The 15,985-nt window shown below is 71.8% G+C and carries 13 protein-coding genes; 8 read left to right on the top strand and 5 right to left on the bottom strand.

Annotated features, from left to right (window positions below):
* Window position 1 precedes the first annotated feature (1 nt).
* The 5 genes from PGN14_RS07825 to pelF are packed head-to-tail and all read left to right on the top strand — an operon-like array spanning window position 2 to window position 5,454.
* Entirely contained in the window at window positions 2-808 is an 807-nt protein-coding gene (locus PGN14_RS07825) for a hypothetical protein (protein ID WP_335298919.1), read from the top strand.
* Window positions 805-2,268, top strand: coding sequence for a hypothetical protein (locus PGN14_RS07830; RefSeq protein ID WP_335298920.1), 1,464 nt, complete (start codon window positions 805-807; stop codon window positions 2,266-2,268). Before PGN14_RS07825 ends, PGN14_RS07830 begins: the two co-directional genes overlap by 4 nt.
* A complete protein-coding gene (locus tag PGN14_RS07835; protein WP_335298921.1) occupies window positions 2,265-3,191 on the top strand; it encodes a hypothetical protein in 927 nt (308 codons plus the stop codon). Before PGN14_RS07830 ends, PGN14_RS07835 begins: the two co-directional genes overlap by 4 nt.
* The gene (locus PGN14_RS07840; protein WP_335298922.1) at window positions 3,188-3,982 is read left to right on the top strand and encodes a hypothetical protein; all 795 of its coding nucleotides are present in this window, start codon (window positions 3,188-3,190) and stop codon (window positions 3,980-3,982) included. The genes PGN14_RS07835 and PGN14_RS07840 overlap by 4 nt, the downstream gene beginning before the upstream one ends.
* Window positions 3,979-5,454, top strand: coding sequence for a GT4 family glycosyltransferase PelF (gene pelF / locus PGN14_RS07845; RefSeq protein ID WP_335298923.1), 1,476 nt, complete (start codon window positions 3,979-3,981; stop codon window positions 5,452-5,454). Before PGN14_RS07840 ends, pelF begins: the two co-directional genes overlap by 4 nt.
* Before the next feature lie 145 nt (window positions 5,455-5,599).
* Here the strand turns inward: pelF and PGN14_RS07850 are convergent, their stop codons facing one another.
* From PGN14_RS07850 to glpK, 5 genes are all read right to left on the bottom strand, one after another.
* Entirely contained in the window at window positions 5,600-7,189 is a 1,590-nt protein-coding gene (locus PGN14_RS07850) for a TolC family outer membrane protein (protein ID WP_335298924.1), read from the bottom strand.
* 1 nt (window position 7,190) lies between these two features.
* The gene (locus PGN14_RS07855; RefSeq protein ID WP_335298925.1) at window positions 7,191-8,564 is read right to left on the bottom strand and encodes an HlyD family type I secretion periplasmic adaptor subunit; all 1,374 of its coding nucleotides are present in this window, start codon (window positions 8,562-8,564) and stop codon (window positions 7,191-7,193) included.
* A complete protein-coding gene (locus PGN14_RS07860; RefSeq protein WP_335298927.1) occupies window positions 8,561-9,202 on the bottom strand; it encodes an ATP-binding cassette domain-containing protein in 642 nt (213 codons plus the stop codon). Before PGN14_RS07860 ends, PGN14_RS07855 begins: the two co-directional genes overlap by 4 nt.
* The gene (locus PGN14_RS07865) at window positions 9,157-10,329 is read right to left on the bottom strand and encodes a hypothetical protein (RefSeq protein ID WP_335298928.1); all 1,173 of its coding nucleotides are present in this window, start codon (window positions 10,327-10,329) and stop codon (window positions 9,157-9,159) included. The genes PGN14_RS07860 and PGN14_RS07865 overlap by 46 nt, the downstream gene beginning before the upstream one ends.
* A gap of 571 nt (window positions 10,330-10,900) precedes the next feature.
* Window positions 10,901-12,400 carry a glycerol kinase GlpK gene (glpK, locus tag PGN14_RS07870; protein ID WP_335298929.1) on the bottom strand — a complete coding sequence of 500 codons (1,500 nt, stop codon included), beginning with the start codon at window positions 12,398-12,400 and terminating at the stop codon, window positions 10,901-10,903.
* A gap of 97 nt (window positions 12,401-12,497) precedes the next feature.
* Here glpK and PGN14_RS07875 point away from each other — a divergent pair, with 97 nt between their 5' ends.
* The 3 genes from PGN14_RS07875 (at window position 12,498) to PGN14_RS07885 (ending at window position 15,948) form a co-directional block, all read left to right on the top strand.
* Window positions 12,498-13,994, top strand: coding sequence for a glycerol-3-phosphate dehydrogenase (locus PGN14_RS07875; RefSeq protein WP_335298930.1), 1,497 nt, complete (start codon window positions 12,498-12,500; stop codon window positions 13,992-13,994).
* Window positions 13,991-14,761 carry a DeoR/GlpR family DNA-binding transcription regulator gene (locus PGN14_RS07880; protein WP_335298931.1) on the top strand — a complete coding sequence of 257 codons (771 nt, stop codon included), beginning with the start codon at window positions 13,991-13,993 and terminating at the stop codon, window positions 14,759-14,761. Before PGN14_RS07875 ends, PGN14_RS07880 begins: the two co-directional genes overlap by 4 nt.
* Window positions 14,762-14,838: 77 nt before the next feature.
* A complete protein-coding gene (locus tag PGN14_RS07885; RefSeq protein WP_335298932.1) occupies window positions 14,839-15,948 on the top strand; it encodes an AI-2E family transporter in 1,110 nt (369 codons plus the stop codon).
* The last annotated feature ends 37 nt before the right edge of the window (window positions 15,949-15,985 follow it).

The following is a 15,985-nucleotide window of genomic DNA, read 5'->3' on the forward strand; positions in this document are numbered from 1 at the left end:
GGTGCTGCGCGACGCCGCCGTCGGGCTGCCGGTCGACGCCCCCGCGGCGCAGCGCCTGCTGTATCTGATCGGCCCACGCCCGCACGACGCCGACCTCGCCTGGCTGCGCGACCGCACGCTGGCCGGTCCGCCCGCAATGCAGGCCGGCTGGCTCGCGGCCTATGCCCCGCGCGACCGGCCCGCCGCCGCGCTCGCCTTCGTCGCGCACCATCCGCTGGCGATGCGCACCCCGGTGCTGCTGACGCGGCTGTCGCTGGCATCGGCGGCGGGGGACGATGCCGCGGGTGCCGCCGCGCTGGCCGCGCTGCTCGACGGGCGTGCGCTGTCGGGCGACGACTGGCGCGCGATCGCCGCCGCTACCCCGCGCGACCTGCCCGCGGCGCAGGCCGACCTGCTCGCGCGCCGCCGCCTCGCTGCGGGGGTCGCCACCCCGCAGCAGCGCCTCGACATGGCCTGGGCCGCGTGGAACCGCGGCGGTGCGGCGCAGACGATCCGCATTCTCGACGATTATCTCGCCGACCATCCGCAGGACCTCCCCGCACTGCGCCTGATGGCGGATGCGCAGGCGAAGGCGGGCGGCGCGGCGGCGGCGCGCGCGTATCTCGACCGCGCGCTCGCCGTATCGCCCGCGCCGGACCGCACCCGCGCGGACCTCCTGGAACGGCTCGGCCGCCGGACCGAGGCGTTGCGCCTGGTGGAGGCGTTGCGCGCCGAGGCGCCCGCCGACCGCGGCCTCGCCGCCTTCCAGGCGCGGCTGCTGATCGCGCTCGGCCAGCCCGGTCGCGCGCGCACGGTGCTGGCGCCGTGATCGCCGCGCTGTTCCTGCTGCTGGCCGACGCGCCGCGACTCGCGGTGCCCGAGCCGGTCTTCGCCGACGCATCGATCGCCGCGCCCGTGCCGCAGCTGGCATGGCCGTCCGGCACGCGCATCACGCTGGAGCCGGGCGCGGGCGAGCTGGTGGTCCGCTACGACCGCCCGCTCGACCCGCACACGCTCGACGCCTTTCGCGCCGCGCTGGGCGATCGCATCGACGACCTGCGCTGGAACGACGACACGTTGGTGCTGCGCGCCGCGCCGGGATGGCAGATCGCACCGCGGCTCGACGGCGCCACGCTGTCGGTCGCGTTCCTGCCTCCAGCCATCACCGTCGTCGCCCCGGCGGCAGATTCCGGCGCACTCGACGCCGATCTCGCGCTGGTGGAGGCCGATGCCGCCGCCGGCTATCCCGGACAGGCCCGCCGCCGGGCGGAGGCGCTCGCGCGCGCGCATCCCGACGATCCGCAGGTCGCCCGCCGGCTGGCTGACGCGCGCGCCGGTGACGGCGATCCGCGCGGCGCCGCGCGCGCCTATCGCGCAATCGACGCGCACGATCGCGCCGCGCGTCGTGCCGCCGCGATGGCGCCGGGCACCGCGACGCTGACCGCCACCGCCCGCGACGGCGGCGACCTGTCGCAGGTGGAGGTCGCCGCGCATGTCGATGCTCTCCTCGACGCCATCCTCGACGATCGCGTCACCGCGGGCGGCGGCGTGCGCCGGATGGAGACGTGGGTCGACACCCCCGCCGCGACGCGCACCGCCGGGCGCACCATCGCCGACGCCGCGCTACAGATCGCGCTGACCGACGCCGCGCGCGCGCAGGTGATGCTCGCCGCCGCGCTCGACGACGGCGTCACCGGCGGCGGCGCGCGGATCGTCTGGGGCAGCGCGGAGGCGCAGGCGCGCGGCCTGCTGCTGATCCACATGCCTGATGTGTCCACCGGCGCACAGGCGCTCGCCGCCGGCTGGCTGACCCGCGCCGCGATCGGCGGCACCTGGCGGCTGTCGCCCGAATGGCTGGTACAGGGCGATGCCGGCGTTAACCGCTACGGCATCCACTCGGGCGCCGCGAGCGACACCGTCACGCTCGCCGCGGGGATCGATTACCTGATGCGCCGCGCCGCGCCGTCGCTGACGCTCAGCTACCGCCTCGATGCCGAATATGTCACGCGGTCGGGCGCGGTGCCGCTGGCCAACCGCGAGAACCATATCGCGCAGGCGGTGGTCGGCGGCACGCTGGGCGCGGTCCAGCTCACCGGCCAGTTCGGCTACACCGTCGATCGCTTCGGCGGCAACGGCCCGATCGCGGCGCTCGGCGCCTCGGCGTGGCTGGGCGACGGCTGGCGGCTGGAAGGCAGCGGCGGCGTCACCTCGATCGCGCGCCCCGGCTTCTCGGGCGAGCAGCTCTACGGCCGGGCGCAGCTGACGCGCGGCCTGGGGCGCGCGAAATGATCCGGCCGCGCGTGCGCAGGATCGCGGAGCTGCTGGCGATGTTCGCCGCGCTGGCGCTGCTGGCGTCGGTGCTGACGCACGGCCACGGCTTTGCCGGGATGCAGCCGCATCCGCTGTGGATCCCCGTCATCGCCATGGCGCTCGCCTATGGCACCGGCGCCGGGGTCGCCGCCGCCGCGCTCGCCACTTTGTGGTGGCTGGTCGAGGCGCAGGGGCTGCGCGATCACGGCGACTATCTCGACCGGCTGCTGCACCTGTCGCTGCCGCCGCTGATGTGGTTCGTCGCCGCCGCCACGATCGGCGAGGTCACGCTGACGCGCACCCGCCGCCACGCGCGACAGGCGCGCAAGCTCGCCGCCGCGCGCCACGATCTCGCCCGGCTGGGCGGCGCGATCGAGGAACTGACGCGCACCAACCGCGCGCTCCAGGTACAGGTCGCCATCGACGAGCGCACCACCGGGCATATCATCGCCGCCGCCGCGCGCCTCGCCGCCCCGGATCCCGCCGCGCGTTGCGCCGCGCTGGCCGACCTGGTGGGGCGCGCCGCCGGCACCGCCGATTTCACCTGCTATCTGGTCGCGTCCGATCGCAGTGCGCGCGTCTGGCTGACCGGGGAAGGCGATGCCCGCCGCCCCGCCACCCTGCCGGAGACGCTGGTCGGCGTGATCGCCAACCGGCGCGAGGTGCTCCACGTCGCGCGCCGCCGCGATCGCACCCCGCTGGACGGCATCGGCGTCGCCGCGGTCCCACTGTACCATGCGCCCGGCGGCGAGATGGTCGCCTGCCTCGTGCTCCACGCGCTTCCCTTCGCCGATTTCCACGCGCAGGCGGTCGCGGAGCTGAACCGAATCGCGACCTGGCTTGCCCCGCTGGCGATGGAGGCACAGCGCGGTGAGCCGCGCGCGACGGGCCGGGTGGCATGATCGCGCGCCTGGCCGCGCTGGCGGTGCTGGACGTCGTGATCCTCGCGATCGCCGCGCTGGGCCTCGCCACCTCGCCGATCCTGCTGGTTCATGTGATGCTGACGCTGGCCGGGCTGGCGATCTGGCTCACCGGCGGGCGCATCGGGGTCGCGCCCGCGGTGGTCGGCGTGCTCGGCCCGCTGCCGCTGCTCGCCTGCTGCCTGCTGTTCCCGGGCACCCGCCTGCTGCGGCGACGCGACGCGGTCACCGCCGACGAGGATGACGCGCCGCGCCCACGCAAGGCGGCGGCGGTGGCCCGCCTGCTCGACGGGCGCGTGCGCCATGCCGCACCGGACATGCTCGGCTCGCTCGCCACCGTCATGCGCCACGGCGACGTCGCCGCGCGGCGCGGTGCGCTGGAGACGGTGGTGCGCTCGTTCGAGCCGGCGCTGTCGCCGCTCGTCGCGCTGGCGCTGACCGACGACGATCAGACGATCCGCGCACTGGCCGCCGCCGCCGCCGCACGCGTCGTCCATAATCTGGCGGAAGGACGCGCCGCACTCGGCCGCCGCATCGCCGCGGGCGACCCCGCCGCCACGCCCGCGCTCGCCGCGCTGCTGGCGGATCACGCGCGCGCCAACGTCCTGCTCTCCAGCGCGCAGCGCCAGCATCTGCGCGACGACGCGCTGGCGCTGCACCGCGACCCGTGCACCGCGATCGAGGCCGCCTGGGCCGCGCGCGACTATGCCGCGATCGACCGCCTCGCCGCCGATGCGCCGGCATCGTGGTGGCATGGCGAGGCCGCGGCATGACCCGCGATCCGCCCGCGGCGGACGTCTGCCTGATCGTCGAGGGCGCCTATCCCTATGTCGTCGGCGGGGTGTCGGGGTGGTTGCAGGACCTCATCACCCACCTGCCGGAGGTCAGCTTCTCGATCCTCGCGATCAAGCCGACCGCGGCGCCGCTCCCGTTCCGGCTCGATCCCCCCGCCAATGTCGTCGGCGTGGCGGAGGTGGCGCTGGCCCCCGCCCCGCGTGCGCCGCGCCGCCTGCCCGACGCGCCCGCCGCCGCGATCGCCGATGCGCTGGTCCGCTTCGTCGCCATGGGCGGGGGCACGGCGCTCGACGACCTGATCGATTGCCTGCGCCGCCTGCCGCGCGTGCCCCATGCCGGCGACATCCTGGCGCATCCCGCCACCTTCGCGCGGCTGCAACGCCATTACAGCGCGATCCTGCCCAAGGCGTCGTTCCACCATTATTTCTGGGCGATGCGCACCCTGCTGGGCGGGTTGCTGGCGGTGCTGACCGCGCCGCTGCCGCCGGCGCGCGTCTATCACACCATCTCGACCGGGTTCGCCGGCCTCGCCGCGGCGCGTGCACGGCGCGAGACGGGGCGCCCCGCGGTCATCACCGAACACGGCATCTATCTGCTCGAACGCCAGATCGAGGTGATGATGGCGGAGTGGATCGGCGATCAGGTCGATACCGGGCTGGAGCTGGAGCGCAGCGTGCGCGACCTGCGCGATTTGTGGGTGCGCGCCTTCGCCAGCTACGCCACCGCCGCCTATGATGCGTGCGACCCGATCGTCGCGCTCTATGGCGACAACAGCGCGGTGCAGCGCCGGCTGGGCGCCGCGCCCGCGCGGCTGCGCGTGATCCCCAACGGCATCGACGCCACCCGCTTCGCCGCGCTGCCCGACGCGCGCGACCCCGCGCACCCGCTGGTCGCGTTGCTCGGCCGGGTGGTGCCGATCAAGGATATCAAGACCTTCATCCGCGCCGCCGCACAGGTCCATGCGCGCCGTCCGGAGGTGCGCTTCGCGGTGCTGGGGCCGGAGGACGAGGATGCCGATTATGCCACCGAATGCCGCGCGCTGGTGGCGGAACTGGGGATCGGTGCGGTGTTCGACTTCGCGGGACGGGTGCAGATCGCCGAATGGCTGCCGCGCGTCGACCTGCTGGTGCTCACCAGCCTGTCCGAAGCACAGCCGCTGGTGATCCTGGAGGGCGGCGCATGTGGCGTCCCCGTGGTCGCGACCGACGTCGGCAGCTGTCGCGAGATGATCGAGGGCCGCGGCCCCGACGACGGCGGCGCGGGCGGCATCGTCACCCCGCTGGTCAACCCCGCCGCCACCGCCGACGCGATCCTGCGGCTGGTCGAGGATCCGCAACGCCGCCGCGCAATGGGCGAGGCGATGCGCCGCCGCACCATCCGCGACTATGACCATGCCACGATCATCGGCGCCTATCGCGGGCTGTACGCAGAGCTGGCGGCGCGGGACTGATCCCTCTCCGTTCACCCTCCCCCCGCCGTTCGTGCTGAGGAGGCACTGAGCTTGTCGAGGTGCCGTCTCGAAGCACAAGCGCCTACCCTTCGAGACGGGTCTTCGACAGGCTCAGCCCCTCCTCAGGGCGAACGGATGTGGCGGCTTATCCCCCCGTCACCCCCGCATCGCTCAACGCATCCACCGTCGGCGGCATCAGCACCGGCGCGCCGCCCACCGGCAGCGCGCTGCCCAGCGGCCCCGGCAGTTCCGTCACCGCCGCCGTGCGCAGCCGCGTATCCACCGCCACCGGCAACACCGGGGGCGGTGCGCTCGCCGCGCCGGGCACGCTGGCGCGGTCGATCGGCGCCAGGAACGGGTCGAACGGCCCGAACGTCACCGCCTTGGCATGGCGCAGATTGGCGCCCGCGTCATAGGCCGGCACGCCCTGCGCCAGCGTCGCCGCCTGCAACCGCCCCAGCACCGCCAGCACGCGCGCCTTGGCGACATAAGCGGCATAGACCGCCTGTACCTCCAGCACCTGCGCGTTGAGCAAGCGTTGCTCCGAATCGAGCACCTCGAAGTTCGACCGGAACCCCTCGCCGAAGCTGCGCCGCACGCCGGTCAGCGCGATACGCCCGGCATCCACCGCCAGCCGCCCCAGCTCGCGCTGCTCGGTCGCGGCGACCGACTGGTTCCACGCCTCCTGCGTGCGCGCCAGCACGTCGCGCCGCGCACCCTCCACCTCGAACCCCAGCCGCTGGCGGTCCGCCACCGCGGCGCGCACCCGCGATCCGATCACGCCGCCGGTCAGCAGCGGCACCGTCATCGTCACCCCGCCGATCGCCTCGGGCCGCAGGTCGCGGGTGCGATAATCGCCGATGCTGGAATAGCCGTAGCTGCCCGACAGCGACACCGTCGGCGCCCGCTCCGCCCGCTCCGCCGACACCCGCGCATCGCCCGCCCGCGCGGTCATCCGCGCCTGCCACAGGGTCGGCGCCTCGGCGTCCGCGATCGCGAACGCCTCGTCCAGCGTCGCGGGCAGCCCCGGCAATACCGGCGGCGGCACCAGCGCGCCCGGATTGCGCCCCACCGCGCTCGCGAAGCGGATGCGGCTGGTCTGCAAATTCGCTTCCGCCTGCGCCAGTTGCGCGCGGATGATCTCGCGTTGCGCGCTCGCCTGCGCGATATCGGTGCGGGTCAGCTCGCCGCCGCGCTCGCGCGCCACCGCCTGATCGACCTGCCGGCCATAAGAGTCGACCGAGCGCCGCTGGATCGCCACCAGTTCCTGATCGCGCAGCACCGCGGCGAAGGCGTCGACCACCTCGTACAGCGTTGCATTCTCCGCCGCGCGCAATTCCTCGCGCCCCGCCAGTACCTGCGCCTCGGCGGTCGACACCGCCGCCGCGGTGCGCCCGCCGTTGAGCAGGATCTGCGACACCGACACGCGCGCACCCATCGTCCGGTTCTCGACATCGACGAACCGGCCCAGGAAATTCTGCTGCCGCTGATCCTGATAATTGAGCGACGCATTCAGCTGCGCGCGCAGCCGGTAGGGCGCGCCCGCCTGCACCACCTGTTCGTCGATCGTGCGCAGCCGCGCGCGCTGCGCCTCCAGCGTCGGGTTGCTGCGATAGGCGTCCGCGATCGCCTGCCCCAGCGTCTCCTGCGCCGGGGCCACGACCACCACCGCGGGCGGCTGATCCCCCGCCGCGGGTGCCGCCGCCGCGGCCGCCAGCATCATCGCGATCATCATCTCACCGCTCATGGAACGACCGCCGGAACGCCTCGGTCAGCGGATCGAGCAGATATTGCAGCGCGGTGCGCGCCTTCAGCTTCACCATCACCGCCACCGGCACGCCCGCACGGATGCCGGTGTCGCGCCCGCGCACGTTCTCGATCTCCGCGATCTGGCTGCGCGGCACCGCGATATCCGCGCTGAAATAGCTGTGCCCGGTCGCCTCGTCGCGCAGGCTGTCGGCGGACACCGTCTCCACCCGCCCCAGCAGGATCGGCAGGTCGCGTTCGTGCAGCGACAGGAACTTCACCTCCGCGATGCCCCCCGTTGCCACGCCGTCGATATCCGCGGGCTGGAAATGCGCGCGCACCACCAGCGGGGCGGCATCGGGCACGATGTCCAGGATCGGTTGCCCGGGCTGGATCACCCCGCCCACCGAGAAGACGCGCAGCCCCACCACCGTCCCCGTCACCGGCGCACGGATCGCGGTGCGCGCCAGTTGCTCGCGCGCGGCGGCCCATTTGGGCATCGTCTCGTTCAGCTGGAACTGCGTATCGCGCAGCGCGGTCGCGGCATCCTCGGCATACCGCCGTCGCGTCTGCACCCCCTGCGCCTGCGCCTGCCCGATCTGCTCGCGCGCGGCGCTGGTGCGCGCGGCATAGTCCGCGTTGCTGCCGTCCAGCTGCTGGATCGAGCGTTCGATCGCGCGTACCGTGTTGAGGCTGACATAGCCCTGGTCCGCCAGCTTGCGCGTGCTGTCCAGCTGCTCCTGCAACGAGGCGCGCTGGCGTGCCGCCGCGCTCGCCTGCGCCGCGAAGCCGCCCGATTCGCGCGCCACCTGCGCCTCCTGCCGCCGCAGCACCGCATCGCTCGCCGCCAGCGATCCCGACCGCGCCGAACGCTGTGCCAGTTGCAGCGCCTTGGCGCGGTCCACCAGCCGGCGATCGTCGCCGGTCGCGGTCGCGAACCCGTCGGGCCAGCGGATCGCGGCCCCCGTCACGTCCGCCTCCAGCCGCGCACGCTGCGCCTGCAAATCGATCACGGTGTTCGCCAGCGCGCGCTCGGTCGCCGCCACCTCGTTGCCGTCGAGTTCGAACAGCACGTCGCCGGCGCGGACATGCTGCCCCTCGCGCACATGGAGCGCGCGCACGGTCCCGCCGTCGCGATGCTGCACGGTCTGGCGATTGCCCGCCACCACCACCTGCCCCTCGCCCGACGCCGCCGCATCCAGCCGCGACGCCGCGGCCCAGCCGGTGCCGACGACGAAGAACGCCGCCGCCACGCCCAGCCCGACCCAGGTCGCGCGCCGCGGCGAATCGTCCAGCCGCAATTGCTCCGCGATCACCATGCGGCGATCCGCGCGCAACACGGGGGGCGCTACCACGTCGCTCACCGCGCCCCTCCCGCCGCCACCGCGGTCGCGGGCGCGGAGCGCACCACCTTCGATCGTTCGTCGAACAGCTGCATCCGCCCGTCCTTGATGAGCATGATCTTGTCCACCGACTGGAGCAGCCCGGTCCGGTGCGTCGACACCACCACCGTCGCGCCGCGCGCCTTGAGCGCCGCGATCGTCTCGGCCAGCCGCAGCTCGCCCTCGCTGTCCAGATGCGCATTGGGTTCGTCCAGGAAGAGGATCGTCGGCTGGCCGAACAGCGCGCGCGCCAGCGCCACCGCCTGCCCCTGCCCGGCGGACAGCCCACCGCCGTCGCCCGCGCCCAGCATCGTCGCATAGCCCTGCGGCAACCCAAGGATCAGTTCGTGCGCACCCGCCGCCATCGCCGCGGCGACCACCTCGCGGTCCAGCTCGGGCGTCTCCCCCGCCAGCACCGCGGCAAAGCGCGAGATGTTGGTGTGGACGCTCGCGGGAAACAGCGTCGGCGTCTGCGGCATATAGCCGATGTGGCGGCCCAGCTGCTCGCGGTTCCATTCGTCCAGCGTCGCGCCGTCGACGCGCACCTCGCCCCCGTCGCACGCGATCGCGCCGGTCAGTGCGCGCAGCAGCGTGGACTTGCCCGCCCCGCTCGGCCCCACCAGCGCGACCACCTCGCCCGGCTCGATCGCGAAGCTGATATCCTCCAGGATCGCACGATCCCCATCGGCGCGCGCACGCTCAGGTCGCGCACCTCGATCCGTCCGCGCGGCGCGGGCAGCGTGATCGTACTATGGTCCGGCGCGGGCATCGACAGGAAGCGGTCGAGCGAGCGCAGCGCGTTGCGCCCGGTGCCCAGCGGCTTCAGCGCCGCCAGGATCTGCTCGATCGGCTGGAGCGCGCGACCCAGCAGCAGCGACGCGGCGAAGATCGCGCCGCCCGAAATGTCCTGCCGGATCGCCAGGAACGCACCCAGCGCCAGCGCCGCGGATTGCAGCAGCAGCCGCAGGAACTTGCCCGCCCCCAGAAAGCGTGCGGAGGCTGCCGCCAGCGCCGCCTGCCGCCGCGTCACGTCGGCGCGTTCCAGCAGGTGGCGCGTCGCCAGCGCGTCGCGCATCCCCATCACCCGCGCCACATCGGCGGCATGGATCGTGAAGTCCTGCTCGCGCTGCGCCAGCAAGGTGCGCGCATTGACGCCGTTCAGCTGCGGCAGCGTCGCGCGCTCGCCCCCGATCGCGATGGCGACCAGCAGCAGCCCGCTGACCAGCGCCAGCACGCCCAGCCACGGATGCAGCATGAAGCAGACCAGAATATAGATCGGCGCCCAGGGCGCATCGAACAGCGCCACCACCGCCGCGCCGGTCAGCGTCGCGCGCAGCTGGTCCAGATCGCGCAGCGCCTGCATCCGCTGCGACGACGACGCCGCGCCATCGCCCAGGATGCGCAACAGGATCGCGGGCGCCAGCCGCCGCTCCAGCCGCAGCGCCGCACGCAGCAGCAGCCGCGAGCGCACCGCGTCCAGCACCGACATCACCCCCAGCGCCACGATCAGGATCAGCAGCAACGCCACCAGCGTGGCCGCGCCGCGCGTCGGCACGACGCGATCATAGACCTGCAACATGAAGATCGACGGCGCGAGATACAGCAGGTTGATGAGCCCCGAGAACGCCGCCGCGGCGACGAGATGCCGCCGGCACCCGCGCATCGCGCCCGCCAGGATCGGCGCCAGCCGCCGTGCTTCATGCTCATCGCCGGCGGGGGACCGCGGCGCCGTCCGTTGGATCGACATGGCCGGTGCCGTAACGGCGAAAGGTTAATCGCGCGCTCACGACGGCCTGGAGGGTGGGTGAGCTTACCCGGATTGCATTTCCTGCAACCGAGTTAACGTTTCTTGCACTTGCTTAATACCGTGCTGCACTGCACAAGGATCAGGCCTTTCAGGCATCCTCTCCTAAAAACTTTCCACGCCGGAGCGCTCGTCGCTCCGGCTTTTTTTTGGCGCGTCGTCACCCTCCCGTCACCCCGGGCTTGACCCGGGGTCCATCTTTCCGCGGGCGCAGCGTCCACGGTCCATGGATGTCGGGTCACGTCCGGCATGACGATCTGCCCCCTCCCGTTCGTGCTGAGGAGGCATCGAGCGAAGTCGAGAGGCCGTCTCGAAGCACATGCGCCACGTCTGGTCGAGCCGACGTTCAGGGCTCTCCCCCTTCGTCATCCCCGCGAAGGCGTGGATCCATTGACGCTGCCGTGGCGGATCGAGCCGCGACACCTGCGTGTATGGATTCCCGCCTACGCGGGAATGACGAAGGGGAAAGTGTAAGCAGGCTCAGCCCGTCTCACGACGAATGTCAGCGGCCGCCCTATCCCTCCGCCGCCCCGGTCAGCGTCTTCGCCACCGCCGCGCGCCACCCGGCCACCAGCGTCTCGCGCTGCCCCGCCGCCATCCCCGGCTCGAAGCAATCGCGCCGCGCCCATGTCTCGCTCAGCGCGTCCAGATCCTTCCACACCCCCGTCGCCAGCCCGGCGTGGAAGGCCGCGCCCAGCGCGGTCGTCTCCAGGTGCAGCGGTCGCTCCACCGCAGTGTCCAGCAGGTCGGCCAGGAACTGGCACAGCCAGTCGTTGGCCGCCATGCCGCCATCGACGCGCAGCATCGCCGGCGCCTCGCCGCCATCGGCGATCATCGCATCGGTCAGGTCCTTCGTCTGATACCCCACCGCCTCCAGCGCCGCGCGCGCCAGATGCGCCTGCGTCGCCCCCAGCGTCAGCCCGAAGATCGCACCCCGCGCTTCCGGGTCCCAGTGCGGCGCGCCCAGCCCGACGAACGCCGGCACCATATAGACGCCGTGGCTGTCGGGCACCTTGGTCGCCATGTCGTTGGTTTCGCTGGCGTGCGTGATGACGCCGATCCCGTCGCGCAGCCACTTGATCGCCGCACCCGCGACGAAGATCGACCCTTCCAGCGCATAGGTCATCCTGCCGTCCAGCCGATACGCCGGTGTCGTCAGCAGGCGATGTTCGGACTCGATCGCCTCCTCGCCGGTGTTGAGCAGCAGGAAACAGCCGGTGCCATAGGTCGACTTGGCCATCCCGCGCGCGAAGCACGCCTGCCCGAACAGCGCCGCCTGCTGGTCCCCCGCCATGCCCGCGATCGGGATCGCGGCGTCGAACAATCCGTCCGCCGTGTCACCATAGAGATGCGCATTGTCCTCCACCGACGGCAACATGGCCATCGGTATCGCAAACAACCGGCACAGTTCCGCATCCCATCGCTGCGCCCTGATGTCGTACAACAGCGTCCGTCCCGCATTGGTCACATCGGTCGCATGTACCGCGCCGCCGGTCAGCCGCCACAGCAGGAAACAGTCGATCGTCCCGAACGCCAGTTCGCCCGCCTCCGCGCGTGCCCGGGCGCCCTCCACATTATCCAGGATCCACGCCAGCTTCGTCGCGGAGAAATAGGGGTCGATCAGCAGCCCGGTCTTCGCGCGCACCATCGCCTCATGCCCTTCGGCCTTCAGCTCGGCGCAGCGTTTCGCGGTACGGCGATCCTGCCACACGATCGCGCGGTGGATCGGCTCGCCGGTGGCGCGGTCCCATACCACCACCGTCTCGCGCTGGTTGGTGATGCCGATCCCGGCGATCCCCCCGGCCCCCACGCCGCTTTCCGCAATCGCCTGTCGCGCGACGTCCAGCGTGTCGCGCCAGATATCTTCCGGTTCATGCTCGACCCAGCCACCTTGCGGATAATGCTGCGGAAATTCGGTCTGCGCGGTCGCCACCGGGCGCGCATCGCGGTCGAAGACGATCGCGCGGGTCGACGTCGTCCCCTGATCGATCGCCAGAATATGGGTCTTGGCCACACACGCTCTCCTTCGCTCGCGATGCTTGTCGCCACCCCCCGGGCGAACGTCAACAGTTTCGTTTGAAAGTTCGTTCGAAAGCATCCATATTCGTTTGATGAGCACATTCGATACGGACCTGCTGATCGTCGGCGGCGGGATCAACGGCGCGGGGATAGCGCGCGACGCGGTCGGCCGCGGCCTGTCGGTCATGCTGGTGGAGAAGGACGACCTCGCGGCGCATACTTCGTCAGCATCCACGAAGCTGATCCACGGCGGGCTGCGCTATCTCGAATATGGCGAGGTGCGGCTGGTGCGCGAGGCGCTGATCGAGCGCGAGCGGCTGTGGGGCATGGCGCCGCACATCATCTGGCCGCTGCGCTTCGTCCTGCCGCAAACCAACTCGCCCCGCCCCGCCTGGATGGTCCGCGCGGGCCTGTTCCTCTACGACCACCTCGGCGGCCGCGAGAAACTGCCCGCGACCGAGACGATCCGTCTCGGCCGCGACGCGCGTGGCAACGGCCTGAAAGACGACGGAAAGGCCTTCGTCTATTCGGACTGCTGGGTGGAAGACAGCCGCCTGGTCGTTCTCAACGCCCGCGACGCCGCCGACCGCGGCGCGCAGATCCTGACGCGCACCCGGCTGGTCGATGCGCGCCGCGAAAGCGGCGGCTGGCGCGCCACGATCGCCGATGCGGACGGCGAGCGCACCGTCACCGCCCGCGCGCTGGTCAACGCCGCCGGCCCCTGGGTCGCCGACGTGCTGGGCCGCGTCCCCCATGCGCGCGACGATCGCGGCGTGCGGCTGGTCAAGGGCAGCCATATCGTCGTCCCGCGACTGTACGAGGGCGACCACGCCTTCATGCTCCAGAACCCCGACCGCCGCATCGTCTTCGCCATCCCCTATGAGGGCGACTTCACGCTGGTCGGCACCACCGACGAGGCATGGGAAGGCGCGCCGGGCAAGGCTCAGATCGCGCAACATGAAGTGGACTATCTGCTGGAGACGGTCGCGCGCTATTTCGATCGTGCGCCGGTGCAAGCCGACATCAAATGGACCTATGCCGGGATCCGCCCGCTCTATGACGACAAGGCCGCCAATGCCTCCGCGGTCACCCGCGATTACGTCCTCGATCTCGATAAGGGGCCGCAAGGCGCCAACGAAAACGCCCCGATGCTCAGCATCTTCGGCGGCAAAATCACGACCTATCGCAAGCTCGCCGAACACGCGATGCAGGAACTCGCCCCCTTCTTCCCCGCCGCCGGCACGGCATGGACCGCGGGCGCGACGCTACCCGGCGGCAACATGCCCGACATGGACTTCGACAGCTATCTCTCGACCCTCGCCGCGCGCTATCCGGAGATGCCAGCGAAGCTGCTCCGCCGCCTCGCGCGCGCCTATGGCACGCTGACCCCGGACGTGCTGCGCGACGCCCGCACCCCCGCCGATCTGGGCGAGGATTTCGGCGCCGGCTTGTCCGCGCGCGAGGTCGACTGGCTGGTCGCCAGTGAATGGGCGCGCGATGCGGAGGACATCCTCTACCGCCGCAGCAAGCTGGGCCTCCACGTTCCCGCGGATGCGGCCGCGGCGATCGACCGCTATCTGGCCGCATGAGCGATACCGACCGCCACCGCCAGATCCTCGAATGGGCGCGCGCCGCGGGCAGCGTCGAGGTCGACGACCTCGCCCGCCGCCTGTCGGTGACGCCGCAGACGATCCGCAAGGATCTGAACGAACTCGCCCGCCGCGCGATGCTGTCGCGCGTCCATGGCGGCGCGGTGGTGACGTCGGGCGTCGACAATATCGACTATGCCGCGCGCCGCACCGTCGCGACGGGCGCGAAGGCCGCGATCGGCGCCGCGGCGGCGGCGCTGGTGCCCAACGGCGCGTCGCTGTTCGTCAACATCGGCACCACGACGGAGGCGGTCGCCGCGCATCTGGTGGCGCACCGCGACCTGATGGTCATTTCCAACAACCTCAACGTCGTCGACCAGCTCGACGGCCGCCCCGGGGTCGAGGTGGTGGTCGTCGGCGGACAGGTCCGCCGCGGCGACCGCGCGGTGGTGGGCGCGCTCGCGATGCAGTTCATCGCCACGTTCAAGGTCGATCTCGCGATCATCGGGGCCTCCGCGATTGATCCGCAGGACGGCAGCCTGCTCGATTTCTCGGTCGACGAGGTGCAGGTGACGCAGACGATCGTGAAGAACGCGCGCCGCGTCATCCTGGTCGCCGACGCCAGCAAGGTCGGCCGCGCCGCCCCGGTCCGCATCGGGCGGCTCGACATGGTCGACTGGCTGGTGACCGATCGCCTGCTCGATCCCGGCCTGCGCCGGCTGTGCGAGGAACAGGGCGTGACGCTGGTGGAGACGGGGGCAGCCTAGACGTCGGAACACCACGCAACCTTTTCCCCCCCACGCGTTGTTGCCGATGTGAAACGTCCCCGCCCCGCGCCGCGCGCATGAACCGGCTGACCCCTGACGAGGCGGATGCGCGCTTCGTGCGGCGCGTGCTGTGGATCGTCCTGATCGTCGCGATCGTCGCCGCGCTCTATTTCGCGCGCCACCTGCTGATCCTCGCCTTCGGGTCGATCCTGATTGCGATCGTCATCCATGCCGTCGCCGACGTCTATGCGACGAAGCTGCGGCTGGGCGACCGGCGCGCGATGGGCGCTGCGATCGCCAGCCTGTTCGCCTTCCTCGCGCTGCTGTTCTGGCTGTTCGGGGTCGAGTTCCGTTCGCAGGTCAACACGTTGGTGATCGCCCTGCCCGGCCTGCTGCAACAGCTCGACGGCTATATGTCGCAGAGTCCGGTGGGCGAGAAGGTCGCCGACGCGGTACAGGCCGCCTTCGCCGGCAGCCGGGTGGCACAGGACATCGGCGAAATCGCGCGCGGCGCGGGCGAGCTGCTGCTCAACACCTTCCTCGTGCTGTTCGGCGCGATCTTCTTCGCGGTCGATCCCAAGATCTACGAGCGCGGCTTCCTGCTGATGATCCCGCCGTCGAAGCGCGCCGCGGTGGAGGACGCGCTGGGCGACGTCGCCTCCACCTTGCTGCTGTGGCTGCGTGCGCAGCTGATCCAGATGACCGCGATGGGGACGATGGTCGGCATCGGGCTGTGGCTCGCCGGCGTGCCCTCCGCCGCGCTGCTGGGGCTGCTGACGGGGCTGAGCGAGTTCATCCCCTATGTCGGTCCGGTCGCCGCGATGCTGCCCGCGCTCGGCCTCGCCGCCACGCACGGCACGCAGACGTTGCTGTGGGCGCTCGCCGTCTTCGCCATCGTGCGCATCGTCCAGACCAATTTCGTCACCCCCGTCGTCACCGGGCGCGTCATCGCCATCCCGCCCGCGCTCAGCCTGTTCGCGATCATCGGCACCGGCGCGGTGTTCGGGCTGTTCGGCATCTTCTTCTCGGGCGGCATCCTGGTGGTCGGCTTCACGCTGGTGCGCAGCCTCTACTTGCGCGAGGTATTGGGAGAGGACATACCCCGCTCACGCGAGCGCACGCTGTTCACCTCTAAGGGAACACCAAGAGACCCGGTAAACGCCGAAGAAATCTCGCCGCGCGATTAAACCCGAATTAACCTTTTGCGTTCAGAAGCGGTTTGGT

Origin of the sequence: Sphingomonas adhaesiva (assembly GCF_036946305.1) — a bacterium.
GTDB lineage: Bacteria > Pseudomonadota > Alphaproteobacteria > Sphingomonadales > Sphingomonadaceae > Sphingomonas > Sphingomonas adhaesiva_B.